General features: G+C 51.0%; 15 protein-coding genes. 6 read left to right on the top strand and 9 right to left on the bottom strand.

Annotated elements, in window-relative coordinates:
* The 4 genes from copA to VJY99_RS08205 form a co-directional block, all read left to right on the top strand.
* A partial coding sequence (copA, locus tag VJY99_RS08220) for a copper-exporting P-type ATPase CopA (protein ID WP_324117568.1) occupies positions 1 to 2,305 on the top strand: 2,305 nt, incomplete at its 5' end.
* Between the two features lie 117 nt (positions 2,306 to 2,422).
* Positions 2,423 to 3,226 (top strand): TraB/GumN family protein, encoded by an 804-nt coding sequence (locus tag VJY99_RS08215; RefSeq protein ID WP_324117567.1) that lies wholly within the window; start codon positions 2,423 to 2,425, stop codon positions 3,224 to 3,226.
* 390 nt (positions 3,227 to 3,616) lie between these two features.
* The gene (gene ybaK, locus VJY99_RS08210; protein ID WP_324117566.1) at positions 3,617 to 4,096 is read left to right on the top strand and encodes a Cys-tRNA(Pro)/Cys-tRNA(Cys) deacylase YbaK; all 480 of its coding nucleotides are present in this window, start codon (positions 3,617 to 3,619) and stop codon (positions 4,094 to 4,096) included.
* 91 nt (positions 4,097 to 4,187) lie between these two features.
* On the top strand, positions 4,188 to 5,075 hold the full coding sequence (locus VJY99_RS08205) for an AraC family transcriptional regulator (protein ID WP_324117565.1): 888 nt from the start codon (positions 4,188 to 4,190) through the stop codon (positions 5,073 to 5,075).
* 85 nt (positions 5,076 to 5,160) lie between these two features.
* On the opposite strand, the gene ushA is transcribed toward VJY99_RS08205, so the two are convergent.
* Positions 5,161 to 6,813: a bifunctional UDP-sugar hydrolase/5'-nucleotidase UshA gene (gene ushA / locus VJY99_RS08200; protein ID WP_324117564.1), complete on the bottom strand. Its 1,653-nt coding sequence runs from the start codon at positions 6,811 to 6,813 to the stop codon at positions 5,161 to 5,163.
* Positions 6,814 to 7,126: 313 nt separating this feature from the next.
* Between ushA and VJY99_RS08195 the strand changes: the two genes are divergently transcribed.
* A complete protein-coding gene (locus VJY99_RS08195; protein WP_324117563.1) occupies positions 7,127 to 8,335 on the top strand; it encodes an MFS transporter in 1,209 nt (402 codons plus the stop codon).
* Between the two features lie 214 nt (positions 8,336 to 8,549).
* Positions 8,550 to 10,199: a YbaL family putative K(+) efflux transporter gene (gene ybaL, locus VJY99_RS08190; RefSeq protein WP_324117562.1), complete on the top strand. Its 1,650-nt coding sequence runs from the start codon at positions 8,550 to 8,552 to the stop codon at positions 10,197 to 10,199.
* A 52-nt stretch (positions 10,200 to 10,251) separates the two neighbouring features.
* On the opposite strand, the gene VJY99_RS08185 is transcribed toward ybaL, so the two are convergent.
* The 8 genes from VJY99_RS08185 to VJY99_RS08150 form a co-directional block, all read right to left on the bottom strand.
* The gene (locus VJY99_RS08185) at positions 10,252 to 11,568 is read right to left on the bottom strand and encodes a type II toxin-antitoxin system HipA family toxin (RefSeq protein WP_324117561.1); all 1,317 of its coding nucleotides are present in this window, start codon (positions 11,566 to 11,568) and stop codon (positions 10,252 to 10,254) included.
* A complete protein-coding gene (locus VJY99_RS08180; protein ID WP_324117560.1) occupies positions 11,569 to 11,817 on the bottom strand; it encodes a helix-turn-helix domain-containing protein in 249 nt (82 codons plus the stop codon). It lies immediately after the preceding gene.
* A gap of 119 nt (positions 11,818 to 11,936) precedes the next feature.
* Entirely contained in the window at positions 11,937 to 13,241 is a 1,305-nt protein-coding gene (locus tag VJY99_RS08175) for an inosine/guanosine kinase (protein ID WP_324117559.1), read from the bottom strand.
* 63 nt (positions 13,242 to 13,304) lie between these two features.
* Positions 13,305 to 14,267 carry a ferrochelatase gene (gene hemH, locus VJY99_RS08170; protein ID WP_324117558.1) on the bottom strand — a complete coding sequence of 321 codons (963 nt, stop codon included), beginning with the start codon at positions 14,265 to 14,267 and terminating at the stop codon, positions 13,305 to 13,307.
* A gap of 210 nt (positions 14,268 to 14,477) precedes the next feature.
* Positions 14,478 to 15,122 carry an adenylate kinase gene (gene adk, locus VJY99_RS08165; protein ID WP_324117557.1) on the bottom strand — a complete coding sequence of 215 codons (645 nt, stop codon included), beginning with the start codon at positions 15,120 to 15,122 and terminating at the stop codon, positions 14,478 to 14,480.
* Positions 15,123 to 15,284: 162 nt separating this feature from the next.
* The gene (htpG, locus tag VJY99_RS08160) at positions 15,285 to 17,159 is read right to left on the bottom strand and encodes a molecular chaperone HtpG (protein WP_324117556.1); all 1,875 of its coding nucleotides are present in this window, start codon (positions 17,157 to 17,159) and stop codon (positions 15,285 to 15,287) included.
* A 309-nt stretch (positions 17,160 to 17,468) separates the two neighbouring features.
* The gene (gene recR, locus VJY99_RS08155; protein WP_324117555.1) at positions 17,469 to 18,074 is read right to left on the bottom strand and encodes a recombination mediator RecR; all 606 of its coding nucleotides are present in this window, start codon (positions 18,072 to 18,074) and stop codon (positions 17,469 to 17,471) included.
* A 108-nt stretch (positions 18,075 to 18,182) separates the two neighbouring features.
* Positions 18,183 to 18,619, bottom strand: a 437-nt coding sequence (locus tag VJY99_RS08150; RefSeq protein WP_324117554.1) for an isochorismatase family protein, incomplete at its 5' end; no start/stop codon positions are given.

Genomic DNA, 18,619 nt, shown 5'->3' with positions numbered 1-18,619 from the left:
CCCAAAGTCTGATCCGCTGACAGAGTCATCAAACCCGTCGGAAGCACTGACAGCGGCATCCCCTTCGCTTCCGACAGCCACCGTTGAGGGTGACGATAGCCAACAGTTGCTCATCAACGGGATGAGCTGCGCCAGTTGTGTGACCCGGGTACAGAATGCGTTGCAAAACGTCCCCGGAGTCAGCATGGCGCGGGTAAACCTTGCCGAGCGCAGCGCCCTGATTATGGGCTCTGCCTCCGCCGAATCTTTAGTTAAAGCCGTTGAAAGCGCGGGTTACGGTGCTGAAGCCATCGAAGACGATGCGAAACGCCGTGAACGTCAGCAAGAAACCGCCAATGCCGCTGTTAAACGCTTCCGCTGGCAGGCGATTCTGGCGCTAGCTGTTGGTATTCCTGTGATGGTGTGGGGAATGATCGGCGACAATATGATGGTCACCGATGACAACCGCTCATTGTGGCTGGCCATCGGTATCGCCACCTTGGGCATAATGGTGTTTGCCGGTGGGCATTTCTATCGTAGCGCCTGGCGCAGTTTGCTCAACAAAACCGCCACCATGGATACGCTGGTCGCACTCGGTACGGGTGCCGCATGGATTTATTCCATTACCGTCAACATCTGGCCACAGCATTTCCCAATGGAGGCACGCCACCTCTATTACGAAGCCAGTGCAATGATTATCGGCCTGATTAACCTCGGGCATATGCTGGAACAACGCGCTCGCCAACGCTCTTCTAAAGCGTTGGAGCGTTTGCTGGATTTAACTCCGCCAACGGCACGTGTTGTGACAGAAGAAGGTGAGAAAACGGTTCTGCTGGCGGAAGTCACCGCAGGCATGATATTGCGTTTAACCACTGGTGACCGCGTACCCGTCGACGGGGAAATTACCCAGGGCGAAGCCTGGTTTGATGAAGCCATGCTAACCGGCGAGCCGGTGCCACAGCAAAAATCCACCGACGAGCCAATTCACGCAGGGACTGTGGTGCAAGATGGTAGCGTGCTGTTCCGTGCGACGGCAATCGGTAACCACACCACGTTGTCACGCATTATCCGGATGGTGCGCCAGGCGCAAAGCAGTAAGCCGGAAATTGGGCAGCTCGCAGATAAAATCTCGGCGATATTTGTTCCGGTAGTGGTGTTGATTGCGTTGTTTAGCGCAGCAATTTGGTACTTCTTCGGCCCGGCACCACAAATCGTTTATATGCTGGTGATTGCGACTACCGTGCTGATTATTGCCTGCCCTTGCGCTCTGGGTCTGGCAACACCGATGTCGATTATTTCCGGTGTCGGTCGCGCTGCTGAGTTTGGCGTTTTAGTCCGTGATGCTGACGCGCTGCAACGCGCCAGTACGCTTGATACCATTGTGTTTGATAAAACCGGCACGCTGACCGAGGGCAAACCGCAAGTGGTCGCCGTCGTCACTTATCACGGCAGTACTGAAGCCGAGGTGTTGCGATTCGCCGCCGCACTGGAACAAGGTTCAAGCCACCCGCTGGCACGCGCGATTATCGAAAAAGTGAACGGTGCTGAACTGCCACAGGTCAATGGCTTCCGCACCTTACGCGGGTTAGGGGTCAGCGGCGAAACAGAGGGTCATCAGTTGTTGCTCGGCAACAAAGCACTGATGGATGAACAAAAGGTAGATACCGGCCCAATGACAGCAGAAATTGAAGCTCAGGCAAGCCGTGGCGCAACGCCGGTGCTGCTGGCGGTCGATGGCAAACTGGTCGCCCTTCTCGCTATCCGCGACCCGTTGCGTGCCGACAGTATTAGCGCACTTCAACGCTTGCACCGTAACGGCTACCGTCTGGTGATGTTGACCGGCGATAACCCAACGACCGCCAACGCTATAGCTAAAGAAGCCGGTATTGACGAAGTGATCGCAGGTGTCTTGCCGGACGGCAAAGCCGAAGCGATTAAAAATCTGCAACAGCAGGGTCGTCAGGTGGCGATGGTGGGTGATGGCATCAATGATGCGCCGGCATTAGCGCAGGCTGAAGTCGGGATTGCCATGGGCGGCGGGAGTGATGTTGCCATCGAAACCGCTGCCATCACGCTGATGCGCCACAGTCTGGTGGGTGTGGCTGATGCACTGGCGATTTCCAAAGCCACGTTGAGTAATATGAAGCAAAACCTGGTGGGGGCGTTTATTTACAACACACTGGGCATCCCCATTGCCGCAGGGATTTTATATCCGCTTACCGGAACGTTGCTTAACCCGGTGGTTGCTGGGGCCGCAATGGCGCTGTCATCTATTACGGTAGTCAGCAATGCCAACCGGTTGTTGCGCTTTAAACCGAAGGAGTAGGTGTCGGATGACGCGACGGTACAAACCGGGCAGAAGTGTAACCACCCTCCACCGTAGTGAAATTTGCACAGGGTAACTCGCAGCGGTAGCATGACTTTTTAGCCAGGGAATCTGCAAATGGGTCTGCTATCGCGAATTACCGCATTTATTTCAAACCTTTCTAACACCCGCTATCCCTGGCCCGCGCTGGATATCACACTTCCGGGTAATCGATCACTGCACTTGCTCGGCAGTATTCATATGGGGACACGCGACATGGCGCCGCTGTCCGACAAGCTGATTAACAAACTCAGGGACGCCGACGCGCTGATTGTTGAGGCTGACATTACTGAGAACAGCTCTCCCTTCCCCGATATTCCCGATAACCTGCCGCTGGAGCAGCGCTTGTCTGCCGAAAACTGGGTGCAAGTGGTGGCGTTAACCCAGGAACTGGGCATCCCGTTGAGCCAAATTGACAACCAACCGGCCTGGCAAATTGCTCTGGTGTTGCAGGCTCACCAGGCGCAGCGCCTCGGTTTACGCGCCAATTACGGGATTGATTTTCAGTTACTGGAAGCCGCAAAAGCGATGGCAGTTCCGGTTATTGAACTGGAAGGTGCGCAGCATCAAATTGATATTCTCACTCGTTTGCCCGATGGCGGTATGCCGCTGTTAACCGACACGCTAACGCACTGGCACACGAATGCTCGCCTGCTGCAAATGATGATCAGTTGGTGGCTGGAAGCGCCACCGCTGCGTGGGAACGTGCAATTGCCGAACACTTTTGGCGACGAACTATACGATGTACTTATGCATCAACGTAATCTTGCGTGGCACCATTTCCTGCAACAACTCCCCGCCGGGCACTATGTGGTTGCCGTCGGTGCGCTGCATTTGTACGGGAAGGGAAACTTGCCTGAATTATTAAAAAATCGCCCCTAAATCATTCGCGTTACATCGCGGCGGCAAGAGCGCGACAAATTCGTCGGGAACGAATTTGACCAGCCTATGGCAAGAGACAGGAGTCTCTCGTTAATCCCGATGAAATTAGTAAGCTAAGTGATTAGTCGGGTGAGTGAGTGCAGCCAACAAAGAGGTAACGCGAATGATGACGGGGAGATAAAAAAACGGCCAATATCGCTATTGGCCCGTCAAAGAGGAATACGTATATTATTGTAGTTATTCCGACCAATTTAATGGTCACAATCCGAATTGTCGCTCAATGTGACGGTTAACGCTATCACTAATAACGCTATATATAATTTTTATAGAACAAATCACGTTGTTGACAAGATCGTGCGTGTTTAGGGTAAAAAACACTAAGAAGGTTACATGACACCAGCAGTAAAACTTCTCGAAAAAAACGGCGTGCCATTTCAATTACATGCTTACGACCACGATCCTGGTGAAACCAACTTTGGTGATGAGGTGGTGCGCAAACTAGGCTTGAATGCAGAACAAGTCTACAAAACGCTGCTGGTTGCCATCAACGGCGACATGAAGCAATTAGCGGTTGCCGTTACGCCCGTTTCCGGACAGCTGGATTTAAAGAAAGTGGCCAAAGCGTTAGGCGCTAAAAAAGTCGATATGGCCGACCCCATGGTCGCCCAGCGTATTACCGGTTATTTGGTTGGCGGCATCAGCCCACTGGGGCAGAAAAAGCGCCTGCCTACGGTCATCGATGCTCCGGCGCAGACCTTCAGCTCTATCTATGTTTCGGGGGGTAAACGCGGGCTGGATATTGAATTGGGCGCCAGCGATTTGGCAAAACTGCTCAATGCCACATTCGCTGAAATCGCCCGTCGCGACTGACAGGTATAACAAGCAATCCTCCCAAAAGAGCAATTTCAGTCAGGACGCCTCGACGTGCTGAAGGCAAAGTAAGCTGATTGAGGGAGGAACAATGAATAGCGATAGACTCAGTCTGTATAACCGGCGTTTTGAACAGGTTTTTGCGTATGTCGAACAGCATCTGGATAGCCCTTTAACGGTTGAACAACTCAGTGAGGTTGCCTGTTTTTCTCGTTTTCACTTTCATCGCCAGTTCAGCCAATTTTGTGGGATAAGCATCAGTCGTTACATCACGCTAATGCGGTTGAAAAGAGCTTCTTTGCGGTTGGTGAATCACCCGCAGGAGAAGGTGATAAACATTGCCCTGGATGCCGGATTTGAGAATCCTGAATCATTTTCCCGTGCCTTCAAAAACACCTTCGGCCTGACCCCCAGCGACTTCCGAAAAGCTCCCGTTTGGGTCGACTGGCAGGTGCATTTTCAATTTCCCGGACGGGAAAATCAGCAGAGGCTAGAGAATATGGATGTAAAAATCATCACCGTTGAGCCGATGAAAATCGCGGTACTGGAACATCTTGGTGACCCGTTACGGGTCAATAATACCGTTACGACGTTTATTGAATGGCGTAAAGCATCAGGGCTTTCAGACTACAGCACTCATGGGACTTACGGCGTACCATATAGCGATCCTGCCACGACACCTGGCGACGAGTTCCGCTTTGATGTATGCGGGGAGCTAAGTAAAGAAGCTAATGGCCGGGTTCCAGAAAATCTGCAAGGTGTTATCTGCAAAACCTTGCCCGGTGGACGTTGTGCGGTGGTTCGGCATGTCGGTGCCTATGAACGTATCAGCGAGAGTGTTTACTATCTTTATCGCCAGTGGTTGCCGCAAAGTGGCGAAGAGTTGCGAGATTTCCCGGTCTATTTCCGCTATCTGGAGCTGGATAAAAACCACCCTGAGCATGGGCAGCAGACCGATATTTTATTGCCCCTGAAATAGCGCCCTCACCCCGGTTCTCTGCCACCGATGTACTGCGAACAATCCCCTCTCCTCTGGGAGAGGGTTAGCGTGAGGGGAAAAATCCTTACTGCCAGCTCACTTCGTCTTGCGGTTCGTAAGCATTCACATCAAGTGGAGAATTCTGCTCGATGTATTGTTTCAGTACTTCCGCATCCACAAAACCGGTATTCACGTAGCCCGGTTTTTTGTCGATTTCAGGGTAACCATCGCCGCCGGAAGCGTTAAAGTTCAACGTTGCCATACGGTAAGTTTTCGCGGGATCAACTGGCTCACCTTTGATTTTCAAATCTTGCAGACCCGCGGCGGTTGCCACAAAGCTGACATTAGAGAACTGCGGATAGGCACCGGAATCAGGTTTCTTCTGCGCAACGGCGCTCAGATACTCAAGCACATCTTTGCCCGTCATATCGATATACGTGACGGTATTGCCAAACGGCTGCACTTTCAGCACATCTTTATAGGTGATGTCTCCGGCTTCAATTGAATCACGGATACCCCCACCGCTCATGACAGCAAAGTCTGCACTGGTGCGCGCCATTTGTGCCGCGAGTAACAGGCGCGCGAGGTTAGTTTGCACAAAACGAACTTTACTGCGATCGCCTTCCATGTGGCCATTCACACTGCCCACTTTCACATTCAGCTGTGTCTGACCTTTATTCTGGAATGGTGCCAACAGTGAGAGCATCTGTTGGTTTTCAGAAATCTGCGGCGTATACAGCACACGCTCACTTTCACCGTTATCGTAGGTTATCTTTTTCTTCAGGTTGATTGGGATGAGCTGGTAATGCACCAGTTTCATCTCGCCATTACGGAACTCGAAATCAGCACGCCCGACGTATTTGCCCCATTCGTGAGCCTGAACAATCCAGATACCGTTTTGTTTGTCCGGCGCACAAGGCGTGCCCGGTACGTAATCGACCTGCTTTTGATTCTCAGCAGCCATACAGACTGGGTTTTGCGAGTGACCACCCACAATCATCGTCAGCGCGCCAGCAGGGAGGCTGCGAGCCATCTCCACATCGCCCGGTGCGTTGGAACCGTGCTGACCGTTATCGTAGTGGCCCATATGTGTTGCGGCGATCAGCACGTCTGGTTTTTCAGTCGATTGTAGCTCCTGAATAACCAGTTTTGCTTCGTCTGCCGGTTTGCGGAACTCCATGTCTGTGAAGTTTTCCGGATTGCCAATTTTCGCCGTATCGTCGGTGGTTAACCCGATAACCGCAATTTTAATGCCTTGCGGATTGAAGATAGCCCAGGGTTTAAACAGACGTTCACCGGTACTTTTCTGGTAAATGTTGGCAGAAAGCAGCGGGAATTTTGCCCATTTTTCTTGTTGGCGTAACACAGGCAGAGGATTGTCGAACTCATGGTTGCCCAGAGCCATCGCATCATAGCCAATCAAGTTCATCCCGCGGAAATCGGGTTCAGCATCTTGCAAGTCGGATTCCGGGACACCGGTGTTAATGTCACCGCCAGACAGCAACAGTACGCTGCCCCCCTGCTCTGCCACCTGTTTACGAATGCTATCCACCAAAGTTTTTTGCGCAGCAAGACCATATTCGGCATGTTCATTGCGCCAGAAATGACCGTGGTGATCGTTAGTGTGCAGAATGGTGATGTTATAGGTTTTATCTTTTTCCCATGCCAGTGCAGACGCGCTGGTCAGACTGACTGCCATCAGCAGTGCAGTGGTCACCCCTTTCACTACGAAATTCATCGCAAATCTCCATATTCAGTAAATGCTTGCGCACCAATAGCAAACCATCATTATCATATACTCTCAATAATTCGAGTTTCAGGTAGGCGGCAAGGGAGTTCATCCCCAGGAGCTTACTTGAGTAAGTGACTGGGGTGAAGGAGTGCGGCCAACGCCCCTGTCACTTGAAGTATGACGAGTATAGGCAAATAACTTTTCATGATTGTGACTTTCTTCAGAACTATCCAGAAGGTATGTTAGCTGGGTAATGATTTCCAACGGTTCCATCAGTGAACTGAGCTAAAAACAATCAATTAAATAATTACAGGTACTTATGGCAATCTCGGAACAAACTCTCGCGTCGTCGGAGCCCAAGAAGGCTCGCACTGCGTTCGGAATTCTTGGAGCAATTAGCCTTTCTCATTTGCTCAACGATATGATTCAGTCACTCATTCTGGCGCTCTATCCACTTTTACAGAGTGAGTTCTCGCTGAGTTTTGTCCAGATAGGGATGATAACGCTGACCTTCCAGGTCACATCATCACTGCTTCAGCCAGTGGTTGGATATTACACAGATAAATACCCGATGCCATGGTCATTACCGATTGGTATGTGCTTCACACTTTGCGGGTTAGTCATTCTGGCATTGGCGGGGAGTTTCCCGATGGTGTTATTGGCAGCAGCACTCGTGGGCACAGGTTCTTCGGTATTCCATCCGGAATCTTCCCGTGTGGCGCGTATGGCATCCGGTGGTCGCCATGGTCTTGCTCAGTCACTGTTCCAGGTGGGCGGTAACTTTGGTAGCTCATTAGGCCCGTTGCTGGCGGCACTGATTATTGCACCTTATGGTAAAGGCAATGTCGGCTGGTTTGTGCTGGCTGCACTGTTGGCGATTATCGTCTTGCTGCAGATTAGCCGCTGGTATGCCGCTCAACATCGCATGACCAAAGGCAAAACAGCCGCACCTGTGGTTAACCCCCTACCACGCAAACAAGTGATTCAGGCGGTGGCCGTTTTGCTGGTGCTGATTTTCTCCAAGTATTTTTATATGGCGAGTCTCAGCAGTTATTACACCTTCTATCTGATGCACAAATTCGGTTTATCTGTGCAAAACGCCCAGTTCCACCTGTTCGCCTTCTTATTTGCTGTGGCCGCAGGTACGGTAATTGGCGGGCCGGTGGGCGATAAGATTGGCCGTAAATACGTTATCTGGGGGTCAATTCTCGGCGTTGCGCCATTCACCCTTCTCCTGCCTTACGCTTCACTGTACTGGACTGGGATCTTGACCGTGATTATCGGCTTTATTCTGGCCTCTGCGTTTTCCGCGATTCTGGTTTATGCGCAAGAGTTGATGCCAGGACGTATCGGTATGGTGTCCGGGTTATTCTTCGGTTTCGCCTTTGGGATGGGCGGCCTGGGCGCTGCAGTACTCGGCTTGATAGCCGACCATTCAAGTATCGAGTTAGTCTACAAAATATGCGCTTTCCTACCACTCCTCGGCATATTGACCATATTCCTGCCTGACTATCGCCATAAGTCATAGTTATACGGGCCAGAGAGTTCCTCTGGCCCTGCACTTCCCGCACGTTTCTCAATGTCTTTTTGATATTAACCTTGTTAAAACCCCTTCCTGCACCCACTTTTATCTAAATGCGCTTTTTCTTATAAATTCACTTATTTAACCCCCACGTCGATTAAAAAATTGTCATAAACTAAAAATAGAGTACTGGAACTGATTACCCACGAAAGGAGACGGAATGCATCACGCCACCCCGCTTATCACCACCATTGTCGGAGGCCTTGTTTTAGCCTTTTTACTCGGTATGCTCGCCCATAAACTGCGTATATCGCCGCTGGTGGGTTACTTATTAGCTGGGGTTTTAGCCGGGCCTTTTACACCAGGTTTTGTTGCAGATACCAAACTTGCACCGGAATTGGCTGAACTGGGCGTTATTTTGCTGATGTTTGGTGTCGGTCTGCATTTCTCCTTAAAGGATTTGATGGCGGTAAAGGCCATCGCCATCCCCGGCGCTATCGCCCAGATTGGTGTGGCGACGCTATTGGGAATGGCGCTTTCATCGCTGATGGGCTGGTCGTTGATGACCGGTATCGTGTTCGGCCTGTGTCTTTCCACTGCCAGTACTGTAGTGTTGCTGCGCGCACTTGAAGAACGGCAATTAATTGACAGCCAGCGTGGGCAAATCGCCATTGGCTGGCTGATTGTTGAAGATCTGGTGATGGTGTTAACGCTGGTTCTGCTGCCAGCTGTAGCGGGAATGCAGGTACAAGGCGACGTCGGCTTTGCGACTTTGGCGCTGGATATGGGGCTGACCATCGGCAAAGTGGTGGCATTTATCGCGATTATGCTGATTGTTGGCCGCCGTCTGGTACCGTGGATTCTGGCGCGAAGTGCCGCTACGGGTTCACGCGAGCTGTTTACGCTCGCCGTTCTGGCGCTGGCACTTGGTATCGCCTTTGGCGCCGTCGAGCTGTTTGATGTGTCATTTGCGCTGGGTGCGTTCTTTGCCGGAATGGTGCTCAATGAATCTGAACTGAGCCATCGTGCCGCCCATGACACGCTGCCGCTGCGCGACGCTTTCGCGGTACTGTTTTTTGTCTCAGTCGGCATGTTGTTCGACCCGATGATTCTGATTCAGGAACCGCTCGCGGTGCTCGGCACCGTTGCTATCATCATCTTTGGTAAATCAGTGGCCGCCTTCTTCCTGGTGCGCCTGTTTGGTCACTCACAACGTACCGCATTAACCATCGCCACAAGCCTTGCGCAGATTGGTGAGTTCGCCTTTATCCTTGCGGGCCTGGGAATGGCGCTGAATTTGTTGCCACAGACCGGACAAAACCTAGTGCTGGCTGGTGCGATTTTGTCGATTATGCTCAATCCAATATTGTTTGCAGTGCTTGAGCGCTATCTCGCAAAAACCGAAACCCTGGAAGAACAAACCCTGGAGGAAGTCATCGAGGACGAGAAGCAGATCCCGGTGGATATTTGTAATCACGCCCTGCTGGTTGGTTTTGGGCGCGTAGGGAGCCTGCTGGGTGAGAAATTAATGGCTCAGGGGATTCCGCTAGTGGTGATTGAGACGTCCCGCAGCCGGGTTGATGAGTTGCGCGAACGCGGGATCCGTGCGGTGTTGGGGAATGCAGCCAACGAAGAGATCATGAATCTCGCCCATCTTGATTGCGCTCGTTGGCTGTTGTTGACCATTCCGAATGGTTACGAGGCAGGGGAAATTGTCGCGACTGCACGCACGAAATACCCGGACATCGAGATCATTGCCCGCGCACATTATGATGATGAGGTGGATTACATCACCGAGCGTGGCGCAAATCAGGTCGTGATGGGTGAGCGTGAAATCGCCAATACGATGATGGGGATGTTGGAAGGTTAGACCGCTCAGTAAATAGTCATGGGAAATGTAATTAGAGTGGGTCTAACCCACTCTAATTTAATTGCGCAAGGCGACGGGCTGCGTTTTCCACACCATTAAAGATTGCATCACTAATATGCTCAGGGAATGTTTCAGGAAGCAATTCTCTTGCCTGCTTGAGCACTTCCGGTGTCTTTAGGTAAAACTCCTCAATCAGCTCCGCCATTCGGGACTCGCTAAAACCACACTTTTTAGCTGTTGCCAGGAAATGGCGTGGAAAGATCATATTCCATTCGTATTTTTTTCCTTTCCCTGTTGAAGCCAGAGCCATTGCCATTTTGATATCCTGCTTCGCAAGACCACGCCCACCAATAAGTGGATAACAGGACATAATGTCGTATAGCGGCGTCAGGCAGTATCCCCCACCCGGCATAATCGAGACGGAATAGTTTTTTGCGTGGCCGTCACTCGCAGCCAATAACCAGAAAAGAATATGGCTACGCATAAAGTTATCGCGATCTTTTTCAGCATGATCGGAACCCAATAAGAACTTCATAATTACAGAAATCCCGGGACCACCGTCGCTTTCATATTTTTTGGTTGATGGAATCCCTAGCGCCTGGCAAATATCTTCCTGTGGCAAACGGGCAATCCAGCTATTATGACTAACAAAACGACGATCAAAGCGTTTTACCACTAACGCTTTAGTATTCTGGGTTGTCACGATGTCACAATCTGCGACCTCCAACCCGTATAGTCTCGCCAATAACATACTGAGCCATTCATTTTCGACGCTATCACGAAGATCCAATGTAAAGCTATGCCCCTGGATTTCTCCAACTGGCAATTTGAATATATGGGTAGTCGGTGTAATACCTTTAGGTAATTGCCAGCAATCCTGATAGCGAAGTAACGCCGTCTTCTCTTGTGCCCCCGCAATTGAAATACGAAAATCACGCATTTCTTGTTGAAGGTAACGGGAGTTACTCAAATAGCCAGTCAGAATGCTGTCGAGTTCTTCTCCATCAAGTACCTCGCCATCTATTTTTTCTATATTCTGAATAGCCTCTTCTGGCGGTTGTAGTATTAATGCACCTACGCAATCCCTGCCAATTTCATATAATAAATCAAATGGTTGAATCGAATTCGCCTGATAGCGACTCGCAATCCGCTCGCGGATTTCGCGGCTATCAGGTAACAAATTATCAAAAAAGTTAAAAACAACTTCACCCAGATATTCTGTCGCTCGCAGCGGCATGGAAAGTGATATTGGACGGGCGCCGCTAGTTTTTAGCCAGCTATCGTCATACTGAAAAAAATTAGCGCCGTTATCCTCTTGCCTCAACTTCCCAACCAGGTATCCATTCATAAACACCGACAAACTTTTCATCTACCACTCCTCTTTCCATGTCTCAGCACGACCTTGTGTTGTTTTCGGCTCAATATGGAGCTCCATATTCATGGAAGATAGAATTTTAAACAGGGTCTCGATTTGCGTTTTAGCAGGATTTTTTTCGAATTTTGAGATCGTATCCTGCCGTAAACCTACTTTCGCAGCCAACATTTCCTGCGTTTGCTTTTCCTGTTTGCGAGTATCTTTCAGGAAAATGGCTAACTGTTCTGGAGAAGTAATTTTCATTATGCGACTTACCCCTTTTACCGGCACTAGCGTGTAAAATCTGTTTTACCGGCGCTAACGTGTAAAAAAGGCTGGTAAGTTTTGCTTACCAGCCTTCTGATCATTGCTGCACCAAAGTTTTAGCGCTCCCAATACGACTCTTCGAGGCTATCTTCGCGCTCAGGCAAACCACGCGTCAGGCGCGGAGAGTGCTGGTTAAGCACCTGATAACTCACACGGTTCGCGTATTTACACACTTGTGCCAAAGACGAATAGGTCAACCATGTGGACTGGTGTTTGCTGGAATTTGGCACGTTAGAACGGTGATAATTATTCGCCGTAATATCGTGTAGCAACGCCGCCAGCGCACCATCGCCCGCACCATTGGTATTCATGATTTTCTCAGGTCCGCCCATATATGGCGCGATATGCGAGAAAATACGCATCGGGTTCTGGCAATCTTTATGACGCATGGCACGGCTAAATTCGTACTGGTTAAATTCAGCGATCGCCCCCGGTAACAGAGGATGTTGCGTGGTGCGTTTAGCGGACTCTTCAGTAAAGGCCGCCATGTACAACCCGACCGGCCCGGCGGTACATAATACTAAATCAACCCAATCCAGCGCCTTATCAGCCGCCAGCAGTGGATCATTTTCACCCGTCAGCGCCAGCCCTTCTTCTTCGTTCATCGCCAGAATCGAGACATGCTCTTTCAGAAATGTCTGCCACCACTCTGGGTTTTCGGCGATAACGTATTTGGTGCCAAGCGTAAGCACCACCGGTACGTTGTACTTTTTCGCGTAAGCGATAGCCTGCATGGTCGCTTCCGGCATGGGCTCGCCATCCTTGCAACGCACCAAATATGAGGTCAACACCAACGCAGACGCACCGGCAATCACCTCTTCAGGAATACTGTCGGCACGTAACTGGTTCATATGACCTGGGCTAATAGCGAAGGTACGTTCGCCCTGCTCGCCAATCAGCGTAAAGCAGCGACCAATAGCACCGTTCACACCTTGCAGGTAGTTAAGGTCAGTACGGCTGGAGGTATTGCACAGGTAACGGTAGGCGTAGCTTCCGATTTCGATATTGCTGCACATCACGCCCAGTAAAACAGAGCGGTCATCGGCTAAAACCGAATAGTTGTGCATAGTGTTACCAATGGTGCCGCCGGCAAACTGATGAGTAATCAGAGCTTTTTGCACCAGTTCCTGATATAGCGCTTCGGCCACATCGTCTTCAATGACCAGTGAATGGCCAAAACTCAAACCGTAACGATGAACAAACTCGTCATCCACTTTGGCTTCGATATCCACCAGCGTTTGGTCGATCCCGACAATCCAGGAGGTGCCAGTTTCATTTTCAGGCTGAACCTGTTGCAGTAAAGGATCACGTGCGCTAACCGGGAAATAGTGTTTGGATTTTCGTTTGCCGGGAAATTTCATGATGTTGTTCGGAGTTTGCTAATCAGGCCGGAAATGGTAGCACATTAACGGCCATAAGCGGGATCAGCGATATTTATCTACCAGATTCACCATCATTGCGATGTGTGCCGGGTCGTCGTTCAAGGCAGGAATATACTCATACTTGGCGCCGCCCGCCTCAATGAACACTTCGCGGTTTTGCACCGCCATCTCCTCTAAAGTTTCGAGGCAATCGGCTGAGAAACCCGGGCACATCACCTGAATATGTTTTACGCCCTTCTCCGCCAGCATTTTCAGCGTTTCGTCGGTATAAGGCATCAGCCACGGTTCGCGACCAAAACGTGACTGATAGGTCATCATCACTTTTTCTGGCGGCAGTTCGAGGGCTGAAAGCAGCTCTCGCGTGGTATCGCGGCAGCGCTGCGGGTAATCATCACCTTCGTTGGCAAAACGCTGCGGGATCCCGTGATAGGAAAGCAGCAAAATATCAGGCTCGCCGTGCTGAGCGAATGAGTGTTTGACCGAGGCCACCAGCGCATTGATGTAGGAGGTGTCATCGGCATAGTCACGAATCAGGGAAATCGACGGCAGCGAACGGTAGTGGGCAAAAATACGGCCTAATTCATCCCAGACTGCAGCGACGGTGGAGCACGAAAATTGTGGATACAGCGGCAGCACGACGATGTGGTCAACGTTGTGGGATAAAAGTTCGTCCACGGCACTTTTCAATGACGGCGAACCATAGCTCATACCCAGTGCAACGGGCGTCCCCGGTAATTGCGCGGCAAGTGCAGCTTGCTGACGACGGCTATACACCAGCAGCGGCGAGCCTTCGTCCATCCAGACAGACTGATACAGCTTTGCCACACGTGAGGATCGTAGCGGTAAAATCACGCCGCGTAGCAGCGGCCACCAGATCAAACGCGGGGTATCAACGACGCGTCTGTCGCTGAGAAACTGACGCAAATAGCGTTTTACCGCCGCCGGAGTGGGGGCATCAGGTGTACCAAGGTTTGCCAGTAAAATACCCACTTTTTCCTGATTCATTTCCACTCCTTATCAACAAATTGCTGATAATTGTATCGTAAAAGTGCCCCAGGAGAACCGATTACAGCGAAAGGGTAAAATTAGGGCAAAAAAATACCAGGAACATGTCCTGGTATTTTTATATACCCAAAAGATTTCGAGGTGCAGGACAAAAGGCTTTGCCGAGTAATGCAGCTAACACACCTGCAACTTGAAAGATGACGGGTATAATTAGCCGAGGATTTTTGCCAGCTCTGCGCTAACTTCGGCCACTTTACGGGTGCCGTCGATTTTCGTGTATTTGGTGTTACCCGCTGCCGCTTCTTTGCTGTAGTAAGAGATCAGCGGAGCAGTCATCTGATGGTATTCCACCAGGCGTTTACGCACGGTTTCTTCCTGATCATCTTTACGGGTGGTCAGCTCTTCGCCCGTCGCATCGTCTTTACCTTCAACTTTTGGTGGATTGAAGGTGACGTGGTAAACGCGACCAGACGGCGCATGTACGCGGCGACCCACAATACGTTCAACAATCAGTTCGTCCGGTACGGCGAATTCCAGAACCACGTCCACATTGATACCCGCTTCTTTCATGGCATCAGCTTGTGGAATAGTGCGAGGGAAGCCATCAAGCAGGAAACCGTTACGGCAGTCTTCCTGGGTGATGCGTTCTTTTACCAACGCAATGACCAGTTCATCTGTAACCAGTTTTCCGGCATCCATGATGTCTTTTGCTTGTTTACCCAGCTCAGAGCCAGATTTTACTGCAGCACGCAGCATGTCACCGGTGGAGATTTGCGGAATGCCATATTTCTCCATGATGAACTGAGCCTGAGTTCCTTTACCTGCGCCCGGAGCGCCAAGCAGAATAATACGCATTGCGTAATTCCCCATTCGTTTGGATTTTTGTGTATTTATACGTGAAGCGATGACCTTATCATTAAAGGTGTATTAACCTCAAGAAAGCCAAGCGCGAGAAGGTGTCATAAAGAGAAAAATAGGTGACTGGCGGATAGGCAAATGCGCTATCCGCCATAAAGATTACGAAACGAGCAACTGATTCATACGGCGAATAAATAGGTTTGGATCTTCCAAAGTGCCACGTTCAGCTAACAGCGCCTGGTCGAGCAGTAATTCGACCCATTCGCCGAACTGTGCTTCATCCTGAGTATCCGCAACGCGTTTAACCAGACCGTGATCCGGGTTCAGCTCGAAGATGTACTTCACTTCTGGCACTTCCTGGCCCGCGGCGGCAAACAATTTCGCCATTTGCGTGCTCATGTCGTTGCTGTCAGTGGTCACGATAGCTGGCGTATCGGTCAAACGGTGCGTCAGACGCACTTCTTTCACTCGCTCACCCAGCAGGGTTTTCACGCGATCAACGAACGGCTCAAGCGCTTTTTCAGCTTCTTTCGCTTCCGGTGTCTCTTCGTCAGCCAGTTTTTCCAGCGTCTCGTCGGTCTTGCTGACTGACTGGAAGACTTTACCGTCGAATTCAGTCAGGTAGCTCATCATCCACTCATCAATGCGGTCAGAAAGCAGCAGAACTTCGATGCCTTTCTTACGCAGCAACTCGAGGTGCGGGCTGCTCTTCGCCGCCGCATAACTGTCGGCAGTGATGTAGTAAATCTTCTCCTGGCCTTCTTTCATGCGTGAGACGTACTCTTCCAGCGACACGGTTTGTGCAGCGGAATCAGTGTGCGTCGTCGCAAAGCGCAGCAGTTTAGCGATAGCTTCCTGGTTTGCGTTATCTTCAGCCGGGCCTTCTTTAAGCACCAGACCGAAGTTTTTCCAGAAGGACTGGTATTTTTCGTTGTCGTCTTTCGCCAGTTTTTCCAACATCTGCAATACGCGTTTCGTCAACGCACTACGCAGGTTCTGGGTCACACGGCTGTCTTGCAGAATTTCACGCGACACGTTCAGAGGCAGATCGTTGGAATCTATCAGGCCGCGAACAAAGCGCAGGTAGTTCGGCATGAACTGTTCTGCTTCGTCCATGATGAACACGCGTTGCACGTACAGTTTCAGGCCGTGTTTATGGTCGCGATTCCACATATCCCACGGTGCCTGGGATGGGATGTACAGCAGGCTGGTGTACTCTTGTTTCCCTTCGACGCGGTTGTGGCTATAGGCCAGCGGGTCGGTGAAATCATGAGCCACGTGCTTGTAGAATTCGTTGTACTCTTCGTCTTTAATTTCAGACTTGTTGCGGGTCCACAGCGCCTGGGCTTTGTTGATTTTTTCCCAGCCGAGGAGAGTTTCGCCATCTTTCTCTTCACGGGTTTCAATCTCAACCGGCAGAGCAATGTGATCGGAATATTTACCGATGACAGAGCGCACACGCCAGTCGTCCAGGAACTCGTCTTCGCCTTCGCGCAGGTGCAAGGTAATTTCGGTGCCGCGGTCCGCTTTGGTGATATCCGCAACAGTATATTCGCCCGCCCCTTCTGATTCCCAGAATACGCCTTGATCCGCAGGAACACCGGCCGCACGAGTCCGTACGGTCACTTTGTCCGCCACAATAAACGCGGAGTAGAAGCCCACACCAAACTGGCCGATAAGCTGGCTGTCTTTCGCCTGGTCAGAACCCATGGATTCAAGGAAAGATTTGGTGCCAGATTTTGCAATGGTGCCGAGATGATCAATCGCTTCGTCGCGCGTCATACCGATGCCGTTATCGGCAATCGTCAGGGTGCGTTTTTCTTTATCAAAAGAGACACGCACACGCAGCTCGCCGTCGCCTTCGTAAAGGTCAGCGTGAGACAGCGCACGGAAGCGCAATTTGTCTGCCGCATCGGAGGCGTTGGAGATCAGCTCACGCAGGAAAATTTCTTTATTCGAGTAGAGGGAGTGGATCATCAGGTGCAGAAGTTGTTTCACTTCAGACTGGAAGCCACGGGTCTCTTGTCCTTTCATGGTCATTGATACCTCAACAAAATCAAAATACGCAGGGGATGAAAACGCTGAAGGTGATATGAGGTTGGAAAAGAGATTTTCAAGCGGGAAAAGAGATTCTTCCTTTCTTTACCCTAAATAATGGGAGTTGCATCAAGGCGGCAAACTCAAGAACCCCCAGGCGCTTAATCAAGTAAGTGACTGGGGTGAGAGACAAATCTGCCGGGAGCAGATTTGAACGCTGCTTGCTGCGGCCCCGAAGGAGTGAGGCTCACGGATGAGCAGAATAGTGCAGCCAACGCAGATGCAGCTTCAAGTATGACGGGTAAATTAAAAATTAATCTTGTGGCGTCCTGCTAAAGAGTGCGAAAGCGTCGTGCCATCGACCATTTCCAGCTCGCCACCCACCGGTACACCGTGCGCGATACGGCTGGCATCTACACCATATTGCCCACACAATTCGGCGATGTAGTTTGCGGTGGCTTCACCTTCAACCGTCGGGTTGGTCGCAAGGATGAGCTCTTTGATGGTCTCGCTTTCCAGCCGTTGTTCAAGCCTGTCGAGACCGATGTCCTGCGGGCCAATACCGTCCAAAGGAGAAAGGTGCCCCATCAGCACAAAATAGCGCCCAGAAAACTGGCCGGTCGCTTCAATAGCGTGAATATCCGCTGGGGTTTCTACTACGCAAATCTGGCCATTTTCCCGACGACGCGGGTTGGAGCAAATAGCGCAGACTTCTTGTTCGGTAAACGTACGGCAATCCGCACAGTGCCCAATTTCGGACATTGCGCGCGTTAATGCTTGAGCCAGACGCATCCCACCACTGCGGTCACGTTGCAGTAGCGCAAACGCCATACGTTGGGCAGACTTCGGGCCAACACCTGGCAGGCAGCGCAGGGATTCCATAAGGGCAGTAAGTAAAGGACTGGTTTGCATCGCTCAGACTTCTGAAAAAAGAGTGGGACATAGCCTAACATTAGCCCGGAGCAAGGGGATAGAAAAAGATATTCCCCCTGCGCGATGTCTCGCAAAGGGGGAAATATATTAAGCGCGCTGGGAGTCGAGTTGCTCTTGATTACTCACCACATCTTGCGCTTTCTGGTAGCTTTCCATCAGCAAGCCGTACTCAATGAATACGCCGCCCCACAGATTTGCCCAGTCCATCGCATCGTCGCGATTCCAGGTATGCTGGATTTCAGCAACAACCGCTGCGGTATCCATCGGCACCACTCCAGCCTGAACCACTCGCGCCAAAGTCACTTCCTGCGCCATTTTGGAATAAGTGCCTGAAGCATCAATCACCGCAAAGACTTTGAAACCTTCCGCCACCGCACTGATGGCCGGGAACGCCATGCACACGCTGGTCACGGTACCGGCAATAATCAGAGTTTTGCGACCTGTCGCTTTAACAGCGGCGACGAAATCCGGATTGTCCCAGGCGTTGATTTCGCCTTTACGCGGCACATATTGCGCATGGGGAG

The organism is Buttiauxella sp. (genome assembly GCF_035271705.1).
Classification (GTDB): Bacteria; Pseudomonadota; Gammaproteobacteria; order Enterobacterales; family Enterobacteriaceae; genus Buttiauxella.
The sequence above is the reverse complement of the archived record's forward strand: the minus strand, read 5'-3'. Positions and strand labels throughout refer to the sequence as shown.

What these genes read in the sequence shown, in the direction of transcription:
- htpG (WP_324117556.1), bottom strand. Translation starts at nt 17,159, where the DNA reads ATGAAAGGACAAGAGACCCGTGGCTTCCAGTCTGAAGTGAAACAACTT.
- VJY99_RS08205 (WP_324117565.1), top strand. Translation starts at nt 4,188, where the DNA reads ATGAATAGCGATAGACTCAGTCTGTATAACCGGCGTTTTGAACAGGTT.
- VJY99_RS08175 (WP_324117559.1), bottom strand. Translation starts at nt 13,241, where the DNA reads ATGAAATTTCCCGGCAAACGAAAATCCAAACACTATTTCCCGGTTAGC.
- VJY99_RS08215 (WP_324117567.1), top strand. Translation starts at nt 2,423, where the DNA reads ATGGGTCTGCTATCGCGAATTACCGCATTTATTTCAAACCTTTCTAAC.
- VJY99_RS08180 (WP_324117560.1), bottom strand. Translation starts at nt 11,817, where the DNA reads ATGAAAATTACTTCTCCAGAACAGTTAGCCATTTTCCTGAAAGATACT.
- VJY99_RS08195 (WP_324117563.1), top strand. Translation starts at nt 7,127, where the DNA reads ATGGCAATCTCGGAACAAACTCTCGCGTCGTCGGAGCCCAAGAAGGCT.
- recR (WP_324117555.1), bottom strand. Translation starts at nt 18,074, where the DNA reads ATGCAAACCAGTCCTTTACTTACTGCCCTTATGGAATCCCTGCGCTGC.
- adk (WP_324117557.1), bottom strand. Translation starts at nt 15,122, where the DNA reads ATGCGTATTATTCTGCTTGGCGCTCCGGGCGCAGGTAAAGGAACTCAG.
- ybaK (WP_324117566.1), top strand. Translation starts at nt 3,617, where the DNA reads ATGACACCAGCAGTAAAACTTCTCGAAAAAAACGGCGTGCCATTTCAA.
- ybaL (WP_324117562.1), top strand. Translation starts at nt 8,550, where the DNA reads ATGCATCACGCCACCCCGCTTATCACCACCATTGTCGGAGGCCTTGTT.
- ushA (WP_324117564.1), bottom strand. Translation starts at nt 6,813, where the DNA reads ATGAATTTCGTAGTGAAAGGGGTGACCACTGCACTGCTGATGGCAGTC.
- VJY99_RS08185 (WP_324117561.1), bottom strand. Translation starts at nt 11,568, where the DNA reads ATGAAAAGTTTGTCGGTGTTTATGAATGGATACCTGGTTGGGAAGTTG.
- hemH (WP_324117558.1), bottom strand. Translation starts at nt 14,267, where the DNA reads ATGAATCAGGAAAAAGTGGGTATTTTACTGGCAAACCTTGGTACACCT.